Annotated in this window: 19 protein-coding genes; 6 read left to right on the forward strand and 13 right to left on the reverse strand. The window is 75.1% G+C overall.

Annotated features, from left to right (window positions below; translation table 11 throughout):
• Nucleotides 1-127: 127 nt before the first annotated feature.
• Together IEW90_RS00115 and nucS are read left to right on the forward strand one after the other, a co-directional pair.
• Nucleotides 128-1,315: an MFS transporter gene (locus IEW90_RS00115; RefSeq protein ID WP_229679414.1), complete on the forward strand. Its 1,188-nt coding sequence runs from the start codon at nucleotides 128-130 to the stop codon at nucleotides 1,313-1,315.
• Nucleotides 1,312-2,007 (forward strand): endonuclease NucS, encoded by a 696-nt coding sequence (nucS, locus tag IEW90_RS00120; RefSeq protein WP_188714753.1) that lies wholly within the window; start codon nucleotides 1,312-1,314, stop codon nucleotides 2,005-2,007. Before IEW90_RS00115 ends, nucS begins: the two co-directional genes overlap by 4 nt.
• Nucleotides 2,008-2,208: 201 nt before the next feature.
• Here the strand turns inward: nucS and IEW90_RS00125 are convergent, their stop codons facing one another.
• The 3 genes from IEW90_RS00125 to hemB all read right to left on the reverse strand — a co-directional run bounded on the left by IEW90_RS00125 (nucleotide 2,209) and on the right by hemB (nucleotide 5,465).
• Entirely contained in the window at nucleotides 2,209-3,081 is an 873-nt protein-coding gene (locus IEW90_RS00125) for a hypothetical protein (protein WP_188714755.1), read from the reverse strand.
• Nucleotides 3,082-3,186: 105 nt separating this feature from the next.
• Nucleotides 3,187-4,488: a glutamate-1-semialdehyde 2,1-aminomutase gene (hemL, locus tag IEW90_RS00130; protein WP_188714757.1), complete on the reverse strand. Its 1,302-nt coding sequence runs from the start codon at nucleotides 4,486-4,488 to the stop codon at nucleotides 3,187-3,189.
• On the reverse strand, nucleotides 4,485-5,465 hold the full coding sequence (hemB, locus tag IEW90_RS00135; protein WP_188714759.1) for a porphobilinogen synthase: 981 nt from the start codon (nucleotides 5,463-5,465) through the stop codon (nucleotides 4,485-4,487). Before hemB ends, hemL begins: the two co-directional genes overlap by 4 nt.
• Nucleotides 5,466-5,691: 226 nt before the next feature.
• On the opposite strand from hemB, the gene IEW90_RS00140 reads away from it, so the two are divergent.
• The 3 genes from IEW90_RS00140 to IEW90_RS00150 all read left to right on the forward strand — a co-directional run bounded on the left by IEW90_RS00140 (nucleotide 5,692) and on the right by IEW90_RS00150 (nucleotide 8,405).
• The gene (locus IEW90_RS00140; RefSeq protein ID WP_188714761.1) at nucleotides 5,692-6,462 is read left to right on the forward strand and encodes an SDR family NAD(P)-dependent oxidoreductase; all 771 of its coding nucleotides are present in this window, start codon (nucleotides 5,692-5,694) and stop codon (nucleotides 6,460-6,462) included.
• A 249-nt stretch (nucleotides 6,463-6,711) separates the two neighbouring features.
• Nucleotides 6,712-7,761 (forward strand): NAD(P)-dependent alcohol dehydrogenase, encoded by a 1,050-nt coding sequence (locus IEW90_RS00145; protein WP_308421845.1) that lies wholly within the window; start codon nucleotides 6,712-6,714, stop codon nucleotides 7,759-7,761.
• A gap of 71 nt (nucleotides 7,762-7,832) precedes the next feature.
• The gene (locus IEW90_RS00150; protein WP_188714763.1) at nucleotides 7,833-8,405 is read left to right on the forward strand and encodes a flavin reductase family protein; all 573 of its coding nucleotides are present in this window, start codon (nucleotides 7,833-7,835) and stop codon (nucleotides 8,403-8,405) included.
• Nucleotides 8,406-8,541: 136 nt separating this feature from the next.
• On the opposite strand, the gene IEW90_RS00155 is transcribed toward IEW90_RS00150, so the two are convergent.
• From IEW90_RS00155 to IEW90_RS00190, 8 genes are all read right to left on the reverse strand, one after another.
• Nucleotides 8,542-8,997, reverse strand: a complete 456-nt coding sequence (locus IEW90_RS00155) for a hypothetical protein (RefSeq protein ID WP_188714765.1) — start codon at nucleotides 8,995-8,997, stop codon at nucleotides 8,542-8,544.
• Between the two features lie 164 nt (nucleotides 8,998-9,161).
• Entirely contained in the window at nucleotides 9,162-10,544 is a 1,383-nt protein-coding gene (locus IEW90_RS00160; protein WP_188714768.1) for a tripartite tricarboxylate transporter permease, read from the reverse strand.
• Nucleotides 10,544-11,002 carry a hypothetical protein gene (locus IEW90_RS00165; protein WP_188714770.1) on the reverse strand — a complete coding sequence of 153 codons (459 nt, stop codon included), beginning with the start codon at nucleotides 11,000-11,002 and terminating at the stop codon, nucleotides 10,544-10,546. Before IEW90_RS00165 ends, IEW90_RS00160 begins: the two co-directional genes overlap by 1 nt.
• A complete protein-coding gene (locus IEW90_RS00170) occupies nucleotides 10,999-11,955 on the reverse strand; it encodes a hydroxymethylglutaryl-CoA lyase (RefSeq protein WP_188714771.1) in 957 nt (318 codons plus the stop codon). The genes IEW90_RS00165 and IEW90_RS00170 overlap by 4 nt, the downstream gene beginning before the upstream one ends.
• Nucleotides 11,952-13,217 (reverse strand): hydroxymethylglutaryl-CoA reductase, degradative, encoded by a 1,266-nt coding sequence (locus tag IEW90_RS00175; RefSeq protein ID WP_188714772.1) that lies wholly within the window; start codon nucleotides 13,215-13,217, stop codon nucleotides 11,952-11,954. The genes IEW90_RS00170 and IEW90_RS00175 overlap by 4 nt, the downstream gene beginning before the upstream one ends.
• A gap of 87 nt (nucleotides 13,218-13,304) precedes the next feature.
• On the reverse strand, nucleotides 13,305-15,050 hold the full coding sequence (locus tag IEW90_RS00180) for a helix-turn-helix domain-containing protein (RefSeq protein WP_188714773.1): 1,746 nt from the start codon (nucleotides 15,048-15,050) through the stop codon (nucleotides 13,305-13,307).
• Between the two features lie 146 nt (nucleotides 15,051-15,196).
• Nucleotides 15,197-16,243 carry a serine hydrolase domain-containing protein gene (locus IEW90_RS00185; RefSeq protein WP_188714774.1) on the reverse strand — a complete coding sequence of 349 codons (1,047 nt, stop codon included), beginning with the start codon at nucleotides 16,241-16,243 and terminating at the stop codon, nucleotides 15,197-15,199.
• Nucleotides 16,244-16,467: 224 nt separating this feature from the next.
• Nucleotides 16,468-18,087 carry an ATP-binding cassette domain-containing protein gene (locus IEW90_RS00190; RefSeq protein WP_188714775.1) on the reverse strand — a complete coding sequence of 540 codons (1,620 nt, stop codon included), beginning with the start codon at nucleotides 18,085-18,087 and terminating at the stop codon, nucleotides 16,468-16,470.
• A 224-nt stretch (nucleotides 18,088-18,311) separates the two neighbouring features.
• On the opposite strand from IEW90_RS00190, the gene IEW90_RS00195 reads away from it, so the two are divergent.
• Nucleotides 18,312-18,584, forward strand: a complete 273-nt coding sequence (locus IEW90_RS00195) for a peptide methionine sulfoxide reductase (RefSeq protein ID WP_188714777.1) — start codon at nucleotides 18,312-18,314, stop codon at nucleotides 18,582-18,584.
• 10 nt (nucleotides 18,585-18,594) lie between these two features.
• Here IEW90_RS00195 and IEW90_RS00200 read toward each other — a convergent pair whose 3' ends face one another.
• Together IEW90_RS00200 and IEW90_RS00205 are read right to left on the reverse strand one after the other, a co-directional pair.
• Nucleotides 18,595-19,071 (reverse strand): aminoacyl-tRNA deacylase, encoded by a 477-nt coding sequence (locus tag IEW90_RS00200; RefSeq protein WP_188714778.1) that lies wholly within the window; start codon nucleotides 19,069-19,071, stop codon nucleotides 18,595-18,597.
• A gap of 138 nt (nucleotides 19,072-19,209) precedes the next feature.
• On the reverse strand, nucleotides 19,210-20,013 hold the full coding sequence (locus tag IEW90_RS00205; RefSeq protein ID WP_188714780.1) for a uroporphyrinogen-III synthase: 804 nt from the start codon (nucleotides 20,011-20,013) through the stop codon (nucleotides 19,210-19,212).
• Nucleotides 20,014-20,126 lie beyond the last annotated feature (113 nt).

The raw sequence follows: 20,126 nt of genomic DNA on the forward strand, positions 1-20,126 counted from the left end.
GCGCCGACGGCCGTCCCGGCCGTCGTGGTCTCGAGACGCGTGCAGCCTGCGGCCGCGCGCTCCTCGACCAGCGGCAGGGGCGGGCGCGGCGGCGCGGTCAGGGCAGGCCGTGCGGCAGGATGTCCTGGTGCCCCAGCCCCAGCTCGCCGCATGGCGGAACGCCGTCTTCGCGGCCTTCTTCACCGTCGGCATGGGCTTCGCCTCGTGGCTGGCCCGCGTGCCGCACGTGCGCGACTCCCTCGGCGCCTCCACGGGCGAGATGGGCCTGCTGCTGCTCGGCATCTCGATCGGCTCGATCTCGGGCCTCCTCGTCGCCAGCCACGTCGTGCACGCGTTCGGCACGCGCCGCGTGGTCGGCATCGGCCTCGTCGCCACCGCGCTCGGCCTCGCGATCGCCGGCTACGCCGCCGAGGCGGGCCTCGCCTGGCTGCTCGTCGTCGGCTTCATCGTCGGCGGCAGCCTCACCGGCATCACCGACGTCGCCATGAACATCACGGGCGCCGCGAACGAGCGCGCCCTCGGCCGCTCGATCATGCCGATCTTCCACGCCTTCTTCTCGCTCGGCACGGTCGCCGGCGCGGGCCTCGGCGGCCTCTTCGAGCTGCTCGGCATCGGGCTCGACGTGCAGGCGCTCGTCGTGCTCGTCGCCACCGCCGTCATCGCCGTGCTCGTGCACCGCCACCTGCCCGAGGACCAGGTGGAGGAGCACGAGGAGCCCGTGACGCTCGCCGAGCGCCTGCGCGTCTGGAAGGACCCGCGCACGCTGCTGCTCGGCCTCATGGTGCTCGGCATGGCCCTCACCGAGGGCAGCGCCAACGACTGGCTCGCGCTCGTCATGGTCGACGGCCACGGCTTCACGAAGGAGGGCGGCGCGTTCATGCTCGCGCTGTTCCTCACCTCGATGACGGGCGGCCGACTCCTCGGCGTCTGGCTGCTCGACCGCTTCGGGCGCGTGCCCGTGCTGCGCGCCACCGCCGTCATCGCCGCCGTCGGCCTCCTGCTCGTGATCGTCGCCGAGCATCCGGCCCTCGTCGTCGGCGGCGTCATGCTGTGGGGCTTCGGCGCCAGCCTCGGCTTCCCCGTGGGCATGAGCGCCGCCGCCGACGAGCCGCGCCTCGCCGCCGCCCGCGTCGGCACCGTCTCGGCGATCGGCTACGTCGCGTTCCTCGCCGGGCCGCCGCTGCTCGGCCTGCTCGGCGAGTCGTTCGGCATCCGCAACGCACTGCTCGCGGTGCTCGCGTTCGTGCTGCTCTCGCTCGTCACCGCCCACGTCGCGCGCGAGCGCGGCACCGCCGTCAAGGAGGCATCCGCATGAGGCTCGTCGTGGCCACCTGCTCCGTCGACTACGCAGGCCGGCTCTCGGCCCACCTGCCGCTCGCGCCGCGCGTGCTCATGCTGAAGGCCGACGGCTCGATCCTCGTGCACTCCGACGGCGGCTCCTACAAGCCGCTCAACTGGATGAGCCCGCCCGCCACCTTCGAGGCGTCCGAGCCCGACGAGGAGCAGCGGAGCGTCGGCGTCACCGAGGTGTGGACCGTCAAGCACAAGAAGACGGGCGACTCGCTCATCGTCTCGGTGCACGAGGTGCACGCCGACTCCTCGCACGAGCTGGGCGTCGATCCGGGCCTCGTGAAGGACGGCGTGGAGGCGCACCTGCAGGTGCTGCTCGCCGAGCAGATCGAGCGGCTCGGCGACGGCTACGAGCTGTGGCGGCGCGAGTACATGACGGCGATCGGGCCGGTCGACATCCTCGCGCGGGATGCGGGCGGGGCGACCGTCGCGGTCGAGATCAAGCGGCGCGGCGAGATCGACGGCGTCGAGCAGCTCACCCGGTACCTCGAGCTGCTGAACCGCGACCCGCGGATCGCGCCCGTGACGGGCGTGTTCGCGGCGCAGGAGATCAAGCCGCAGGCGCGCACGCTCGCCGAGGACCGCGGCATCCGCTGCGTCGTGCTCGACTACGACGAGATGCGCGGCATCGACTCGGGGCACGCGCGGCTGTTCTGACGTCGTCGGTCGAGGAGCGGGCGGCCGGGGGCCGCACGCGTCTCGAGACCGCTCGCCTGTGGAGCTGCCTGCCGCGCTGATGGTCTCGACTCGGGCGGCGCCCGCGGCGCCGTCCGGCTCGACCAGCGGAGTGGCTCGACCCGCTGAGGGGCGGCCCGACCGGCTGGGGTCGCGGAGCGGGTGGACCGGATGCGGCGGCGCTCAGTCGGCGCGGCCCGGGGGCCAGCCCTCCTCCTCGGCGTCCGAGAAGCGGTCGTCATCGGCGCCCCGGTTGTGCTCGGCGATCGCGTCCACCGAGCCGTGGACGACCTCCGTCTGCTCCGCGTCCGCCTGCGGATCGTCGGCTGACGCATCCGTGTACTCGCCGGGCGCCTCGACGCCCGCCTGCGGGTCGTCGGCCGCCGCGTCCAGCGGCACGTCCGCGTCGCCGGACGCTCCCCCGTCGAACGGCGCGATCCGCTCCTGCCACGACCCCTCGACGCGCGGCGGGTCGTCCTGCTCGCGCGACGCGTACGGCTCGACCCGATCGACGGAGGCGCCCGGCGCCCCGGGGATGTCGTCGGATCGCGACGCGTACGGCTCGACGTGATCGGGCATCGGCGCCGACGGCGGCGGCGTCTCGCCGGAGCGCGAGCTGTACGGCTCCACGTGGTCGGGGGCCGCGGCCGATGCGGCCGGGATCTCGTCGTCGCGCGACGAGTACGGCGTCGCCTGGCCCGGCCAGCTGCCCTCGCCGACGGCGGCGCCGAAGTCGTCGCCCGAGAACTGCTGCTGCGATGCATCCGACATGCTGACCTCCTGCTGGACCGGTGCCGGCGAGGCGCCGACGCTGAACGGGTGCTCGACGACCGCGACGACCGGCTCGGGCTGCTCGAGCGCGAAGCCGCCGTCGTCGGCGCGCGTGCCGCACGCGGGGCACTGGAACGCGGCGACGCGGCCCACCTCGTCGACGTCGACGACGCAGCCGCCGATCACGACGTCGCCGGCATCCGCCACGTCGGCGATGGTGCCGTAGCCCCAGACGATCGGGCGCATGGCGGTGCCGCAGCTGGGGCATGCCTGCGCGCTCGCCATGCGCACACGCTACGCCCGCCGGGGGCCGCGGTCGAGGGTTCCCAGGGGTCGCTCAGCGGCGGCCGCTGACGACCACGACCGGCGCCCGCGCAGGGCGGCGGTGCCTCAGGCGGTGGCAGCCGCCGCCGCGCGCGCGGCCCTCGGCAGCGCGTCCACGATCCGGCCGAGCGCCGCCTCGTCGTGCGCCGCCGTGACGAACCACGCCTCGAACACGCTCGGCGGCAGGCTCACGCCCGCGTCGAGCATCGCGTGGAAGAACGGCGGGTAGCGGAAGGCGTCCTGCGCCTTCGCCTCCTCGAACGAGCGCGGGGCCTCCTCGCGGAACGCGACCGAGAACAGGCTCCCGACCCGGCTGATCGCGTGCGCGACGCCCTCGGCGGCGAGCGCCTCCGTGAGCGCCCCCTCGATGACGTCGGCCGCGTGCTCCATCCGGTCGTAGACGCCCGGCGTCGCGAGCCGCAGGGTCGTGAGGCCCGCCGCGACCGCGACCGGGTTCCCCGACAGCGTGCCCGCCTGGTAGACGGGGCCGAGCGGCGCGAGCAGCTCCATGAGCTCGCGGCGGCCCCCGAGCGCGGCGAGCGGCATGCCGCCGCCGATGACCTTGCCGAACGTGAGGAGGTCGGGGGCGTCGTCGCCCGTCCAGCCCTCGAGGCCCCACATGCCGGCGCGCGAGACGCGGAAGCCCGTGAGCACCTCGTCGCTGATGAGCAGCGCACCGTGGGCGTGCGCCGTGCGGGCGAGGAAGGCGTTGAAGTCGCCGTCCGGCAGCACGACGCCCATGTTGGCGGCCGCGGCCTCGACGATGACGGCGGCGATGCGGTCGCCGTGCTCGGCGAAGACCGCCTCGATCGCGGCGCGGTCGTTGTACGGCACCACGAGCGTCGTGCCGGCCACGGCCTCCGGGATGCCGGCCGAGCCGGGCATCGCGAGCGTGGCGAGGCCGGAGCCCGCCGCGACGAGGAGGCCGTCGGAGTGCCCGTGGTAGTGCCCGTCGAACTTCACGAGCAGGTCGCGGCCGGTCGCGCCGCGCGCGAGCCGGATCGCCGTCATCGTCGCCTCGGTGCCGGTCGAGACGAGGCGCAGCCGCTCGACGGGGCCGACGCGCGCCTCCACCTCCTCGGCGAGCAGCGCCTCGGCGGGCGTCGAGGCGCCGAACGAGAGGCCGTGGGCCGCGGCGTCCTGCACGGCCTGCACCACCTCCGGATGCGCGTGCCCCAGGATCGCGGGGCCCCAGCTGGCGACGAGGTCGACGAGCTCGCGGCCCTCCGCGTCGGTGACGTGCGGACCCTTGGCCGCCACGAGGAAGCGGGGCGTGCCGCCGACCGATCCGAAGGCGCGGACCGGGCTGTTCACGCCGCCGGGGATGGCGCGCTTGGCGCGCTCGAAGAGCTCTGCGTTCGTGCTCATGCCCGTGCCCCGATCCACTCGGCCTGCTCGATCGCCCAGTACGTGAGCACCGCATCCGCGCCCGCGCGCACGATGCTCGTGAGGCTCTCGGCGATGAGGCGGTCGCGGTCGATCCAGCCGTTCGCGGCGGCCGCCTCGACCATCGCGTACTCGCCCGACACCTGGTAGGCCCACACGGGCACGTCGGCGACGGCCGCGACGTCGGCGAGCACGTCGAGGTAGAGGCTCGCGGGCTTCACCATGACGATGTCGGCGCCCTCGGCGAGGTCGAGGATCGCCTCGCGCAGGCCCTCGCGGCGGTTGGCCGGATCCTGCTGGTACGTCTTGCGGTCGCCCGTGAGGCTCGAGTCGACGGCCTCGCGGAAGGGGCCGTAGAGCGCGGAGGCGTACTTGGCCGAGTAGGCGAGGATCGCGGTGGTCTCGTGGCCGGCGGCGTCGAGCGCCGCGCGCACGTGCGCGACCTGGCCGTCCATCATGCCGCTGAGGCCGAGCAGCTGGCTGCCCGCCTCGGCCTGCGCGACCGCCATGGCGGCGTAGCGCTCGAGCGTGAGGTCGTTGTCGACCTCGCCGGCCGCCGTGAGCACGCCGCAGTGGCCGTGGTCGGTGAACTCGTCGAGGCACAGGTCGGTCTGCACGACCGTCTGGTCGCCGAAGCGCTCGGCGAGGAAGGCGGCGGCGCGGTTGAGGATGCCGTCGGGCGCGTCGGCGCCGGAGCCCACCGCATCCTTGTGCTCGGGGACGCCGAAGAGCATGACGCCGCCGACGCCGGCGGCGATCGCGCGCTCGACCTCGCGGGCTGCCGAGTCGAGCGTGTGCTGCACCTGGCCGGGCATCGACGAGATCGGCTTCGGCTCGTCGATCCCCTCCGCCACGAACATCGGCAGCACGAGCTGCGCGGGGTGGATGCGGGTCTCGGCCACGAGGCGGCGCATGGGCGCGCTCTGCCGCAGCCGGCGGGGGCGGAGGGTGGGGTTCATGTCCCTCCAGGGTACTCTCGCGCGCCCACCCGGTCCGGGGCGCCGGCCGCGCCCAGCGGTCGACCGCGCATCCGGACCTGATCGCGCGAACCGGACCCGGTGTGCGGGGTCCCGTTCGGGGGGTGGGGTCCGCGAACGCGTCCAGCCGGAGCGAAGCGGGCGCTCCTAGGCTTGGACAACAGGTGTCGCCCAGACCGGGGCGGCCGGGAGGTCGAAGGAGACTGACATGACGGATCACCGCGGACGCGGCGTGCTCATCACCGGCGGTGCGGGCGGCATCGGCGCCGAGACGGCGAAGGCGTTCCTCGAGCAGGGCGCCAAGGTCGCGATCGTCGACATCTCGAGTGAGGCGCTCGAGCGGACGAAGGCCGAGCTCGACGGCCTGGGCGAGGTGCTGACGATCACGGCGAACGTGACCGACGAGGCCGACGTGCAGCGCTACGTGCAGGAGACGCTCGACGCCTTCGGCCGCATCGACGTGTTCTTCAACAACGCCGGCATCGAGGGCCGCATGGGACCGTTCACCGACCTCTCCGTCGACGACTTCGACCGCACCTTCGCGATCAACGCGAAGGGCGTCTTCCTCGGCCTCAAGCACGTGGCGCCCGTGATGGCCGCGGCAGGCGGCGGCGCGATCATCAACACCTCGAGCGAGGCGGGCCTCGACGGCAGCCCCAACGTGCTCGCCTACATCGGCTCGAAGCACGCCGTCACCGGCATCACGAAGGCAGCGGCGCTCGAGATGGCCGGCACGGGCGTGCGCATCAACTCCGTGCACCCCTCGGGCGTCAGCACGGAGATGGTCAAGCGCATCGCCGCGGGCTTCGCGGGCCCCGACGGCGACCCGGACGCGATCGACTTCTCGGCCGCGATCCCGGCGGGGCGCCTCGCCACCCCGCGTGACATCGCGAACGTCGTGGTCTTCCTCGGCAGCGACGAGGCGGAGTTCGTCACGGGCGCGCAGTGGCGCGTGGACGGCGGCGTCGGCGCGCGCTGACGCTCGCAGCGGGCCTCGATGCGGGCCGCGCGGGCCGCGTCCCGGTGCCAGGCCCGGGTCCGGGACCCCGTCGCGCATCCGGGACCCGTTCGAGCGGGTCCCGGATGCGCGGAGGGGTCCAGGGCGCGAGGCGGCGACGGCGATCCCGGCGGCGCGCGCGGCCTGCACGACAGGCGTAGCCTTGGGTGCGCAGCGAGGCTCCGGCACGCCAGACGTGCGCGACCGCCCTCCCGAGAACGGAGCGACTCCATGCGCGACACGACGCAGACGCAGACCATGCAGGCAGTCCGGTACACGACCTTCGGCGAGCGGCCCGAGCTCGTCGAGGTCGAGCGGCCCGAGCCCGGACCCGGCGAGGTGCTACTGCGCATCACCGCATCCGGCCTCTGCCACTCCGACGAGGTCGTCATGTCGTTCCCCGAGGAGGGCTACCCGTACCCGATGCCGATGACGCTCGGGCACGAGCCCGCGGGCGTCGTCGAGGCGCTCGGCGAGGGCGCTACCGGTGTCGAGGTGGGCGATGCCGTCATCGTCTACGGCTGCTGGGGCTGCGGCGTGTGCGCCATGTGCGCGAGCGGCCGCGAGCAGCTGTGCCTGCGCGGCATGGTCTCCCCCGGCCTCGGCCGCGACGGCGCCATGGCGGAGTACATGGTCGTCGACACCGCCCGCCACCTCGTGCCGATCGGCGACCTCGACCCGGTGCGCGCCGCATCCCTCACCGACGCCGCGCTCACGCCCTACGAGGCGATCAAGAAGGTGCTGCCGCACCTGACCGGCGGGTCGACGGCCGTCGTGATCGGCGCCGGCGGCCTCGGCCACGTGGCCATCCAGCTGCTGCGCCAGCTGACCTCGGCGAAGGTGATCGCGCTCGACGTGGGCGAGGAGAAGCTCGCCTTCGCGCGCGAGATGGGCGCGCACGAGACGGTCGAGTCGAACGCGGACGCGGCGGCGCGCGTGCGCGAGCTGACGGACGGGATCGGCGCGGAGGTCGTGCTCGACTTCGTCGGCATCGACGCCACGGGCGCGACCGCGATGGCGGCCGTGCAGGTGGGCGGCGCCGTGGTCTGCGTGGGCGCCGGCGGCGGCTCGGCGAAGGTGGGGCTGCTCGCCGCGCCGTACGACGTCGAGGTGCGCACCTCGCTGTGGGGCACGCGCGCGTCGCTGCTCGAGCTGGTCGGGATGGCGAAGCGCGGCGAGATCCGCATCGAGACGCAGACCTACCCGATCTCGCAGGCGCTCCAGGCGTACGCCGACCTGCACGACGGGAACGTGCGCGGGCGCGCCGTCGTGGTGCCGTGAGCGGCGTCACGCGGCGCAACATGGGGCCGGATGCGGGCCGCGGCCCCGCGCCGATCGCTAGCGTCGGGAGCATGCACCACGTCGCCGCGACCGCCGCCTCCGCCCCCGAGCCGGGCGACGCGGCCGCGCGGCTGCAGGCTGGATCGCTCTCGGCCGACGCCTTCAAGGGCCTGTTCCGCGGGCACGCGGGCGGCGTCGCCGTGATCGCCGCGGATGCGGGCGACGGCCCCGTCGCGCTCACCGCCACCTCGGTGTCGTCGGTGAGCGCCGAGCCGCCGCTGCTGATCTTCTCGGTGTCGACGCAGTCGTCCGCCGCCGCTTCGATCGTGCGGGCCGAGACGGTCGTCGTGCACCTGCTCGACGCCGACGACCTCGCCCTCGCGCGCCTCGGCGCCGAGCGGGGCGCCGACCGCTTCGCCGACCGCTCGTCGTGGCGCCGGCTGGCGACGGGCGAGCCCGCGTTCCACGGGGTCCGGGCCTGGGTGCGCTGCGCCGTCATCTCCCGCATGGAGGCCGGCTCGTCGACCGTCGTCGCTGCGCATGCGCTCGAGGCGCACGTCGAGCGCGAGCCGGGCGCCGCCGACGGGCTCGTGCACCACGACCGCACCTGGCACCGGCTCGGCGAGCACTCGCGGATCGGCTGAACGCGCCCGTCGCGCCCGCGGCGCAGCGCCGTCGACCGGCGCGCCTCGTGGACCCGATCCTGATCGGCGGACCCGAAGGTTCGGGTCCACGCCGCAGGATGGGGTCCACCGGGCGGCGACGGGGTGCGGGCGGGCGTCAGCGGATCGCGACGACCTCTACGAGCGCGCCGCCCGCGGCGTACCGCAGCGGCATCCCGGGATGCTCGATGGCGAACAAGAAGGTGCTCGTTCCCTCCTCGGACGCCACCTCGTAGCGGAGGCAGTCGCGCTCGCCGATCGCGAGCGCCACGCGCTCGGCGACGATCGTCGTGCGGTCGGCGGGGAACGCGGCGTGGGCCTGCAGCTCGAGCCACGTCGCGCGCGCCCGAGCCGGCTCGCCGAGCCAGGCCCCGTCGGGATCGGCGGCGCCGGCCGCGATCGTCGCGCCCTCCGCATCCCCGTCCTCGAAGCGGTTCGCCCGCAGGGTCGCGGCACCGTCGGCGTCCACGGCGCGGATCACGAGCAGGTGCCCGTCGGGGCAGCCGGCGCGGATCTCGTCGGCGGTGAACGGCGTCGGCGCGAGGCCGGGTCCGAGCACGTGCGGGTCGCTCATGGGGCGATGATGCCACCGGGCGATGCGCACCGTGCGATGCGCACCGTGCGACGCGCATCCGAGCCGGACGCACACGCGTCGACAGGTGCGCCTCCGCCTCCCGGGTGCGGGTGGACCGGCACCCGGGAGGTCGGAGCGCACCTGTCGGCGCGGTCCGGAGGCGGTCAGGCCACGAGCGCCATGATCGCCGGCACCGACAGCGCCGCGACGTAGAAGCCCATGAACTGCACGCCCGTGTGCATGTTGAACATGCGGTTGAGCAGGCCGCCGACGAGGCCGACCGTGAGCGCCACGAGGATCGCGACCAGGCCGCGCTCGTAGAGGCAGATCACCACGATGAGCGCCGCGAAGGCGCCGATGATCGCCTCGTGCGAGACCTTCCGCATCACCCAGCGAGCCGCGCGGTGCGCCTGCGTCATCGCGAACGGGTAGCTGATCACGACGGCGACGATGACCGCGAGGAGGCCGAACACCAGGAACTGCCACGGCTCGAGCATGTCGTGCAGGTTGTTCGTCGTGCCCGCCTCGGCGTCGATCGTGTAGACGGGCGGGGCGTTGAACAGCGGGTTGGCCGGACCGGCGGCCATCGGCGAGAGCGGCAGGCCGATCGCGATGAGCGGGATGAGCGTCTCGGCGATGTACGTCGACTCGGTCGTGCCGTTGCGGATCGACATCGTCGACGTGAGGCGGTGGTAGCCGTTCTTGAAGCGGGTGCCGAAGAGCTCACCCATGAGCACCGTCATCGCCACGGGCGAGAACACGAACGTCGCGCTCGACACGGTGGCCGCCGCGGTCGTGTAGCCGAGCTGCTTCCGGTCGAGGACCCGCAGCGGGTTCGGGATGCGCCCCTTCCAGGTGCGCGTGTCGGCGGCGAGCTCGAACGTGCGCTGGTCGTCGCGCCCGATGAGCTTGCGGCCCGCGGGGCTCGAGGCCAGGAAGAGGTCGGCGATGAGCGGACCGGTCGCGATGCCGAGGAAGAACGAGATCGACAGGCCGCTGCCGGTCGTCGAGGTCGCGAACGCCTGCAGGCCGACGACGAGCAGCACGAACGGCACGAGCGCGAACAGCGCCGCCCAGCGGCCCTTCGAGAGGAAGGCGATGAGCATCGCGGCGCCGAGGAAGAGCCACGGCGCCACCGAGCTGATGGCGTCGGCGAACGGCGTGAGCACGAGCGCGAAGAGCACGGCGAGGGGCACCGCGATGATCGCCGCGACGACGCCGCCGGAGATGGCCTTCCGGAGCGCGATGTGCGGCACGCCGAGCTCGCGGAGCATCTGCGCGTCGCGCAGGAGCGGCGCGGCCATGGTGTCGCCGGGGATGCCGAGCAGCGTGGTGGGCACCGCATGGGTGATGTGCTTCGACGCGATCGCCGCCATGAAGAAGGCGAACACGCCGGCCGGCGGGACGCCGAGGAGGATGACGAGCAGCGTCACGGGGGCGATGGTCGCCGTCTCGTCGGTGCCCGAGACGAGGCCGAGGAGGCCGAACACGATGGCGCCGATGAGCGCCATCCCGAGGGCCCAGAGGGTGAGGTCGAGGAGCTCCATCAGCGGTTCGCCTCCTGCTCGGAGCGCGGGTCGGCGGGCGCGGCGGCCTCACGGGCGGCGCGCTTGGCGTGCTGGCGGGCGAGGTCCTCGTAGAGGCCGAGCTCCTGCACCTCGCGCAGCACGGCGGCGGGCAGCTCGTCGGGGTCGCCGAGCGGGCCGTACTCGGCCTCGATCGCGTCCATCGCCTCCTCGCGCGAGCCCGCATCCGCGGCCGCGTCGACGAGGACGCGCTTGGGCGGGAAGATGCGCGCCGCGAGCACGCCCGTGAGCACGCAGGCGCCGAGCCCGACGAGCAGCGCGTACGACTTCGCGAGCGCCGGCTCGACGTCGGTCTGCGAGAAGCCCCACGCGGCCAGCAGGTACGCGGGGGTCGCGAGGCCCACGCCGAGCAGGATGGACAGGAGCAGGTGGCGGCCGTCGACCGTGTCGCCCCACACCTCCAGGTACGAGCGCTTCATCGCGCCTCCCTTCCGCCCGCGAGCGCCTTCGCCACGCGGGATGTCGTGGCGCGGCCGAGCGCGTCGCTCAGCCATGCGCCGGTGCCGGCGAGCGCCGGCAGGTCGATGCCGTGCTCGATGCCGAGGCCGTCGAGCATCCAGACGAGGTCCTCGGTGGCGAGGTTGCCCGTCGCCGAGCGCGCGAACGGGCAGCCGCCGGTGCCCGCGACGGCGCTGTCGAAGACAGTGACGCCCGCCTGGAGACCGGCGAGCACGTTCGCGAGCGCCTGGCCGTAGGTGTCGTGGAGGTGCAGGCCGAGCTGCTCGACCGGCACCCCGCCCTCCTGCAGCGCGTCGACGAGCGCGCGCACGGCACCCGGGGTGCCGACGCCGATCGTGTCGCCGAGCGAGACCTCGTCGACGCCCCAGTCGAGGAGGCGCTGCGCGAGCTCGACGGTCGGGGCGGCCTCGACGGCGCCCTCCCACGGGTCGCCGAAGACCATGGAGACGTAGCCGCGCACGCGCACGCCGCGCTCGACCGCGGCGCGGACGACGGCCTCGGCCGCCGCCTCCGACCGGGCCTTCGGCGCGCCCAGGTTGGCCTCGGAGAACGACTCGGTAGCGCTGAGGAAGACGGCGACCTCGCGCGCGCCCGCGGCGAGCGCGTCGTCGAGCCCGCGGAGGTTCGGGGTCAGGACGGGGAGGCGCGCCTCGACGTCGGCGAGCTCGCGCAGCACCGCGTCGGAGCCGGCCATCTGCGGCACGCGGTCGGCGCGGACGAAGCTGCCGGCCTCGATCACGGAGGCGCCGGCGGCCGCGAGGCGGCGCACGAGCTCGGCGCGGCGTGCGGGCTCGAGCGACACGGCCTCGGCCTGGAGGCCGTCGCGGGCGCCCACCTCCCAGATCGTGACGCGCTCGGGGAGGCCCTCGGCTCGGACGCGCATCGGCAGCCCGAGCGCGAGCGGGTCGCTCATGCGCCCGACCGCAGCGCCACGAGCTCGCGCTCGGCGACGTCGGCGCGCACGGCGCGCTGCTCGACGAGCCGCGCCGCGACCGCCTCGATCTCGTCGCCCTCCGCGCCCGCGGCGACCGCCACGTTGCGCGCGTGCAGCGCCATGTGGCCCTGCTGGATGCCCTCGGCGGCGAGCGCGCGCACCGCTGCCACGTTCTGCGCGAGGCCGACCGCGCAGATGAGCTGCGCGAGCTCCTGCGCCGTGCGCACCTCGGTGAGCGCGACCGCCGCCTGCGCCGCGGGGTGCGAGCGGGTCGCGCCGCCCACGAGGCCCACCGCGATCGGCAGCTCGAGCGTGGCGACGAGGTCGCCGCCTTCGCCGCGCTCGAACCGCGAGAGCGAGCCGTAGTGGCCGTCCTGCACCGCGTGCGAGTGCGCGCCCGCCTCGACGGCGCGGGTGTCGTTGCCGGTCGCGAGCACGACGGCGCTGATGCCGTTCATGATGCCCTTGTTGTGCGTCGCGGCGCGGTACGGGTCGTCGGCCGCGAGCTGCGCGCCCGCGACCATGCGGTCGACGACGTCGGCGCCGCCGAGCACCTCGGCGGGGATGACCACGCGGGCGCGGCTGAGGCGGCGGTCGGCCTTGTTCGTGAGGATGCGCAGCAGCGGCTCGCCGCCCGCGAGCTCCGCGACGCGGCCCGAGATGGCCTCGGCCATCGTGTTCACCGCGTTCGCGCCCATCGCGTCGCGCACGTCGACGTGGAGGTGCGCGACGAGGTGCCTGCGTCCCTCCCGCTCCACGATCCGCACGTCGAGGTCGCGCACGCCGCCGCCGTGCTCGAGGAGCTTCGGGTCCTGCTCGTCGGCGAGCGCCATGAGCGCCTCGCGCTGCTCCAGGATGCGCAGGCGCGCGCCGTGCACGTCGGCGACGCCGATCACGTGGATCTGGGCCTGCATGATGGGCGCGGTGCTCGAGGTCGTGAAGCCGCCGCGCTCGCGCGCCATGCGGGCGATGTTGCTCGCCGCGGCGACGACGGAGGGCTCCTCGGTCGCCATCGGCACGAGCACCTCGCGGCCGTCGACGACGAAGTTCGTGGCGACGCCGACGGGGATGCCGATGCGGCCGACGACGTGCTCGATCATGCGGTCGGCGCGGGCCTCGTCGAGGCCGCCGTCCACGAGCGCCGCGAGCGCCTGCTCGTCGCCGACGGCGTCGGCGACGATCGCCCGCCGCTCCTCGATCGTGCGATTGCGCAGCCCGCTGAGCCTGCTCGTCCGTGCCATCGTCGCCACTCCTCCGTGCTGCTCCGTCGTCAGCGGCACCAGTCAAGCGGCCGAGGGCGACCGCGCAGGTGTCCGATCCGGACGCAATCAGGCGGTCGGATGTGTCCGTTCGAGCGCGCGAAGCGCGAGGTGGAGGCGCACCGCGACCTCGACGCGGAAGCGCGGCTCCGGCTCGTCCCAGCCCTCGCCGAGGACGGCGCGGATGCGGGCGGCACGCTGCTTCACCGTGCTCACGTGCAGCTGCAGGGCACGCGCTGCGGCGACCGACGATCCCTGGGCGGCGAGCAGCGCCGCGAGCGTCGCGACGAGGTCGGTGCGTCGGTGGGCGTCCCAGGCGATGAGCCCGCCGATCGCGGCGTCGACGAACGCGCGGGCACGGCCTCCGTCGTCGTCGAACATCGCGGCGTAGGGGCCGAGGGACGCGGCGGTCGTCGTCGCCCGCTCGAGGCCGAGGCCGCGCAGCAGTCGAGCCGCCCGACCCGCGCCGCGCATCCCCTCGCCCGCGCCGCCCAGCGTCGCCACGGCATCCGCCACCACGAGCGCCGGCACCGGGCCGAGCACCTCGCCGGTGCGGTCCGCCGCCGCCTGGGCGTCGCCGCCGGGCAGCAGCACCGCGCACCCCTCGGGCACCGTCGCGACGAGCGCGCCGCGCAGCTGGCGCACGCGGGCCGCGGCCCGGGCGCGATCGCCCTCCGCGACGCGCACCGCCACCGCGCACCACGGGTCCTCGACCGCGAGACCCCGCTGCCGGGCGCGACGGACTGCTGCCGCGGGGTCGGCGCTCTCGAGGAGGTCGAGCACGAGCTCGCCGCGCACGCGCTCCTCGGCGTCCGAGACGGCGCTCCGCTGCATCGTGACGAGCGCCAGGATCTGCGCCGAGCGCTCGAGCGTGCGCCGCTGCAGGTCGCTGAGCGGCGTGCCGCCGCCCACGAGCAGCGCCCCGATCCGCTCCCCCGCCGCCTGCACCGCGATCGCCGCGCGCGCGACACCCCGCTCGAGCACGGCCGCACGGCCCGTCCCCGCGCTGCGCACGACCGCGCGCGCGAGGTCGCCCCGGCCCGCCTCGGGCACGGGCGCGGTGCCCCAGATCGCCTCACCCTGTACGCCGACCGCCCACACGGGGCGCTGCAGCGCCGTCGCGAGCGCCGCGACGACGTCGTCGGGACCGCCGCCGTCGACGATGAGCTCGGTGAGCTCGCCGTGCAGCCGGGAGGCCGAGAGCGTCTCGGCCGCGAGCCGCTCGGCGCGCTCGCGGGCGGCATCCGCCTCGCGACGGCTCGCGGTGAGCTCGTCGAGCACGGCCGCGATCCGCAGCACGATCGCCGCGTGGCTCGCGAACGCGGTGAGGAGCGCCGCGTCGTCGTCGTCGAATCGCCGGGCGGCCCGGTTGGCGGCGAAGAGCACGCCGAGCACCTCGCCGCCGGCCAGCAGCGGTGCGCCGAGGATGGCGTGGATGCCCTCGGCGCGCACGATCGCGTCGATCTCGGGATCGCGCGGCAGCGCGCCGATCTGCTCGTAGTCGGCCACCGACCGGGCGGCACGGGTACGCACCACCTCGCTCGCGACGCCGACGCCGGCCGGCACGCGCATCCCGAGGAACCGACCCGTCTCGGAGCCGCGCACCGCCCGCACGAAGAGCTGGTCGGTCGGCGCGTCGTACGCGGAGAGGTAGGTGACGTCGGCGCCCGCGAGGTCGTGCACGCGGTCGACGATGCGCTGCAGCATCGCGGTCGCGTCCTCGACGTCGAGCAGGTCGTGGGTGGTGCTCGCGATCGCGGCGAGCTGCGCCTCGGCGCGCTCGAGCCGCTCGCGATCGCCCTCGCCCGTCGTCACGCCGCCTCCGCTCGTCCGCCCTCGCACCGCCGTCCAGGCTACTGATGCGCCAGGGCGGGCTCGGCGAGCAGTGCCCCGCGGGGCGGGAGGTGCCGGTGCACCGGCACCCGCCGTCCCGCGGGGCACCTGTCGGCGCTGCTGTCGCCTCAGGCTGCGGGTGAGCTCCCGCCTCCCGCCGCGCCGTCGAGCGCCGCGTCGACCGCATCCGCGAGCGCGCCGATGACGGGCCAGCCGCCGTCGGAGGAGTTGCCGAGCACGCTCACCGTCGTGCGCGCCGTGACCAGGTGCGTCGAGCGGAACGACGCCCCCGCATCCCAGCCCTCCACGATGAGCGCCTCGTGCTCGCCGTGCAGGAACAAGCCGAGGCCGGCGCGCTTGCCCTCGTCGGGCACCTCGTGGCGCGGCGCCATCATCGTCGCGAGCGTGTCGCGCCGCACGATGCGGCCGTCGAGCAGCGCGAGCCAGAAGCGGTGGAGGTCGGCAGCCGTCGTGAAGGCGCCGCCGTCGCCGGCGCCCAGCACCGGCAGCCGCAGCACCGCATCCTCGTCGCCCTCGTCGAAGACGTAAGGGCGCGCCGCGTCGCCCGGCAGCGCGTCGAGGCGGATGTGGTCGGTCGCCTCGAGGCCCGCGGGCTCGAGCACGAGGCGGCGCACGACCGCCTGGAACGGCTCCCCCGCGACGCGCTCGAGCACGATCGCGAGCACCGCGTAGCCGCCGTTGCAGTACGCGAAGCCGCTGCCGGGCGCGAACTTCTGCGGGAAGCCCTCGAGCAGCGGCAGGAACGCCTCCGCGGTCGTGAGCACGTGCGGCGGCACCGTGAGCGGGAACTCGGAGGGCTCCCAGTCGCCCTCCTCGTCGAGGTAGTCGCCGATGCCGGAGGTGTGGCCGAGCAGGTGCTCGATCGTCACCGCGTCGTCGATGAGCGGCAGGTCGTCGCCGAGCAGCTCGCGCACCGGCTGGTCGAGCCGCAGCGCGCCGTCCTCGACGAGCCGCATGACCGCGAGCGCCGTGAACGCCTTGCTGCCGCTCGCGACCGCGATGCGCGCATCCGCCCGCATCGGCACGCGGTAGCCGCGGTGCATCCACCCCTCGGCGCGCTCGAGCACGCGCTCCCCGCCCACGTCGATCGCGACGACGCCCGAGAAGGGCCCCTCCGCGATCGCCTCGTCGAGCTCCTGCTGGTCCCAGTGCATCGTGCGCTCCCCTGTCGTCGTCGACCGTGTCGTGTCGTGTCCTGTGCGGCTGCCATGGCCGTCGGGCGCACAGCCGAGCGACGCTACCGGTCGACCTTGGATGTGGGCTGGATCCGGGGTGCGGTGCCGGTGTGGTCACACATGGCCGCTTCCTGAGGCGCTGCGGGGGCCGTCTGTGACCACACCTCGAGCCGCGAGCAGGCTGCGGAGGCGGCCCGCGCGCCTCAGGCGGGGCGGTCCTGCAGGGCGCCGTCCTCGATCGACCAGCGGCGGGTGAGGCCGAGCCGATCGAGGAACGGCTCGTCGTGGCTCACCACGACGAGGGCGCCCTCGAACGCGCCCAGCGCCTCCACGAGCCGGTCGATGGAGTCGAGGTCGAGCGAGTTCGTCGGCTCGTCGAGCAGCAGGAGGCGCGGCGCCGGATCCGCGAGGAGCAGCCGCGCGAGCGCGAGCCGGAACCGCTCGCCGCCCGAGAGCTCGGCCACCTGCTGGTCGCCGCGCGCGCCCCGGAACAGGAAGCGCGCGAGCTGCGCCCGCACCTCCCCCGGCGTGCGGTCCGGCGCCGTCTCGCGCACCGCCTCGACGAGCGTCGCCGCCTCGTCCGAGAATCGGATGCGCTGCGGCAGCACCCCGAGCTCGGCGATCCGATGCACCACCCGCGCAGCCGGCTCCGGCGCACCCGGCGGCGCCTCGGCCGCCGAGCCCCAGCGCGCGACGGCCCCGAGCAGCGCCGACTTCCCGGCGCCGTTGCGGCCGGTGAGCGCTATGCGCTCGCGGCCGCGCACGTCCAGCCGCCGGCCGTCGGGCAGCGCGAGCGCGAGCACGTCGCGGCCGGCCGGCACGCGGGTGTCAGGGAGGGCGATGCGGATCGCACCCTCGTCGCGCACCTTCGCCCGCGCGGACTCCAGCGCGGCCTCCGCCGATGCCTCACGGCCCTCGTGGAGCGCCTTCGAGCGCGCCGAGGTGCGCTCCGACGCGTTCTGCAGCCCGTTCGCGACGATCCTCGGGATGCCGCCCGCGAGCTGCGCGCGACGACCGGCGGCCTCCGCCCGCTGCCGCTGCTCGTTCGCCTCGATGCGGTCGCGGCGCTCGCGCCGCACGACGGCTTCCGCATCCCGCACGTGCTGCGCTGCCGCCGCCTGCTCGACCGCGATCGCGGCGCGGTAGGCGGAGTACGGGCCCTCGAACGCCCGCAGCGTCGAGCCGTGCAGCTCGGCGATGCGATCGACCCGCTCGAGCAGCGCCACGTCGTGGCTGACGACCACGAGGGTGCCGCGCCAGTCCGCGACCGCCTCGTGCAGGCGCGCGCGGGCATCGGCGTCGAGGTCGTTCGTGGGCTCGTCGAGCAGCGCGATGTCGGCGCGCTGCAGCCGGATGGCCGCGAGTCCGACGAGCACCGCCTCGCCGCCCGAGAGCGACGCGACGGGCCGGCGCAGCAGGTCGGCGTCGCCGGACAGGCCGAGCGCGGCGAGCGCGCCGAGCGCCTCCGCCTCGACGCCCCATCGGTCGCCGACGGCGTCGAAGCGGGCCTGCGCGACGTCGCCGCGCTCGATCGCCGCGATGGCGTCGAGCACAGGCGCGATGCCGAGCGCGTCGGCGACCGTGCCCGGTCCGAGCGCGAGCCGCTGCGGCAGCGTCGCGACGGTGCCCTGGACGGCGACCTCGCCGTCGGTCGGCCGCAGCTCGCCCGCGATGAGGCGGAGCAGGGTGGTCTTGCCGGCGCCGTTGCGGCCGACGAGGCCCGTGGTGCCGTGGCCGAGGGCGCCGGTGACGCCGTCGAGCGCGACGGTGCCGTCGGGCCATGCGAGATGGACGCGCGAGAGCGCGATGGCGTGATGTGCCAAGAGAGATCCTCCGAGAGCGTGGGGAGGCGCTGACGGATGCGTCGACGATGCGTGGTCGTCGGGTCAGCGCGCGGTCGCGGCTCCGTGGATCTCGGTCATCTCGCTGCTCTCGGGAGGAGTGCGCCGGTGCTGACACCACCGGCGAGGGCTCGGCAACGCTACCTCACCGCCCGCTCATCCGGAACCCCTGCGCGCCTGCACGTCGAGGGTGCGAGAGTGAGGGAGTGGAGGGCGAGGAGCTGGATGCGCTCGTCGCGCGGGTGCCGGAGGGCTGGTCGCGGCAGGTGGTCGACGGGCGCGCCTGGGGGCTGACCCGCGTCGAGCACGGCGGCGGGCGGTCGGCGACGATCGCGGGCGAGGAGCTCGGCGGCACCGGGCGGATGGACGCGAACGTGTGGCGCACGAGCGCCGGCACGGTGCTGCGGCCGTGCGAGATGCCGGAGGAGCAGGTGCTCGCGGTGCTGCGGGCGCTGCCGGAGGATCACCGGGCCGACTGAGCGGGTCGGCTCAGCGCTCCGGCTCGGGCTCCGTCACGTCGGCGACCTGCGCGCCCAGGTGCGCGACGAGCGCATCGCCGTCGACCGTCGCCGCGACGCCGTGGTCGCCGCCGCCGATCGACACGCGCCGGCCGAGCACGCGCTCGTCGGCCACGACCGGCAGCGGCGTGGTCGTGCCGAACGGCGTGATCGTGCCGCGCCGGAAGCCGGTGACCGCATAGGCAGCATCCGCATCCGGCATCGACAGGCGACTGACGCCGAGGAGCGCGCGCAGCTTCGGCCACGCGATCGTGCGGTCGCCCGGCACGAGGACGAGCAGGTGGTCGCCCTCGCCGCGGCGCACGACCATCGTCTTGATGAGGTCGCGCGGCTCGACGCCGCGGGCGACCGCGGCCTCGGCGAGCGAGCCGACGCGGCCGTGGCGCGTCACCTCGTGGTCGAGGCCGGATGCGGCGAGCGCCTCGAGCGCCCGGTTGGTCTCGCTCATGCGCTCAGGCTACGCCCGCGGACAGCGGCCTCCGCGAGGAGGAGCAGCGACAGGTACCGCTCCGCCCCAGAGGTACGGGTCGACCTGTACCTCTCGGGCGGACGCGTACCTCTCGCGGCAGGGTGCGCGGAAACGCCATCAGGCGGCGGCGACGAGCGCGGCGACCAGAGCCTCGGCGCTCGGGCGCGCGGCCACCGCCGCGACGCGCAGGCCGTGCTTGCGGCAGTCCTCGGCGGTCTGCTCGCCGATCGCGATCACGCGCGTCTCAGTCGAGAGGCCGAGCCGCGCGACCTGCTTCGCGACCGAGCCCGAGGTGACGAGCACCGCGTCGATCGGCGTCTCGGCCGGCTCGAGGGCCGTGAGCACCTCATCCGCATCATGGCCCGACGCCTGCAGCTCGCGCTGCAGCCGCTGCGCATCGACGACCGGCAGCGGGCCGGTCTGCTCGGTGACCGCGTCGAGCAGCTCGTCGCTCGAGTCGAACACCGGCACCGTGCGGTACGCGACGACCTCGCTCACCTGCATGCCGTGGCGGCGGAGGCCCTCGGCGATCGTGGGGCGCGCGTCGAGCGCGTGCGGCCACAGCACGCGGCCCTCGCGGATCGGCCACTCGTCGACCAGGCCCGCGGCCGACTGCCGCGTCGGGATGAACGCCACCGGCACGCCGCGCTCGCGCAGCGACGCCGCCGTCACCGATCCGACCGCCGCGACCTTCACGGATGCGGGGATGCGCGGTAGCACCCGCACCGTCGACTGGCTCGTCACGACCAGCCAGTCGACGCGGCCGGCCGCGAGCAGGTCGAGGGATGCGCGCAGGCGCTCCTGGTCCTCGGCGGGCTCGATGGTGACGAGCGGCAGCACGAGGGGCTCGAAGCCGGCATCGGCGACGCGTCGGGCGACGTCGTCGCCCCAGGTGCCTCCGCGGGGGATCAGGACGCGCATGGCTCCTCCGGGGTCGGGGAAGGGTTCAGTGTAGGACGCTGGAGCTGGGCGCTGGAGCTCTGGGCGGAGGCGCTTTCGCGCCTCCGCCGCGACGCCAGTCCCGGCCGTCGGCA

This window comes from Agrococcus terreus, assembly GCF_014645235.1.
Lineage (GTDB): Bacteria > Actinomycetota > Actinomycetes > Actinomycetales > Microbacteriaceae > Agrococcus > Agrococcus terreus.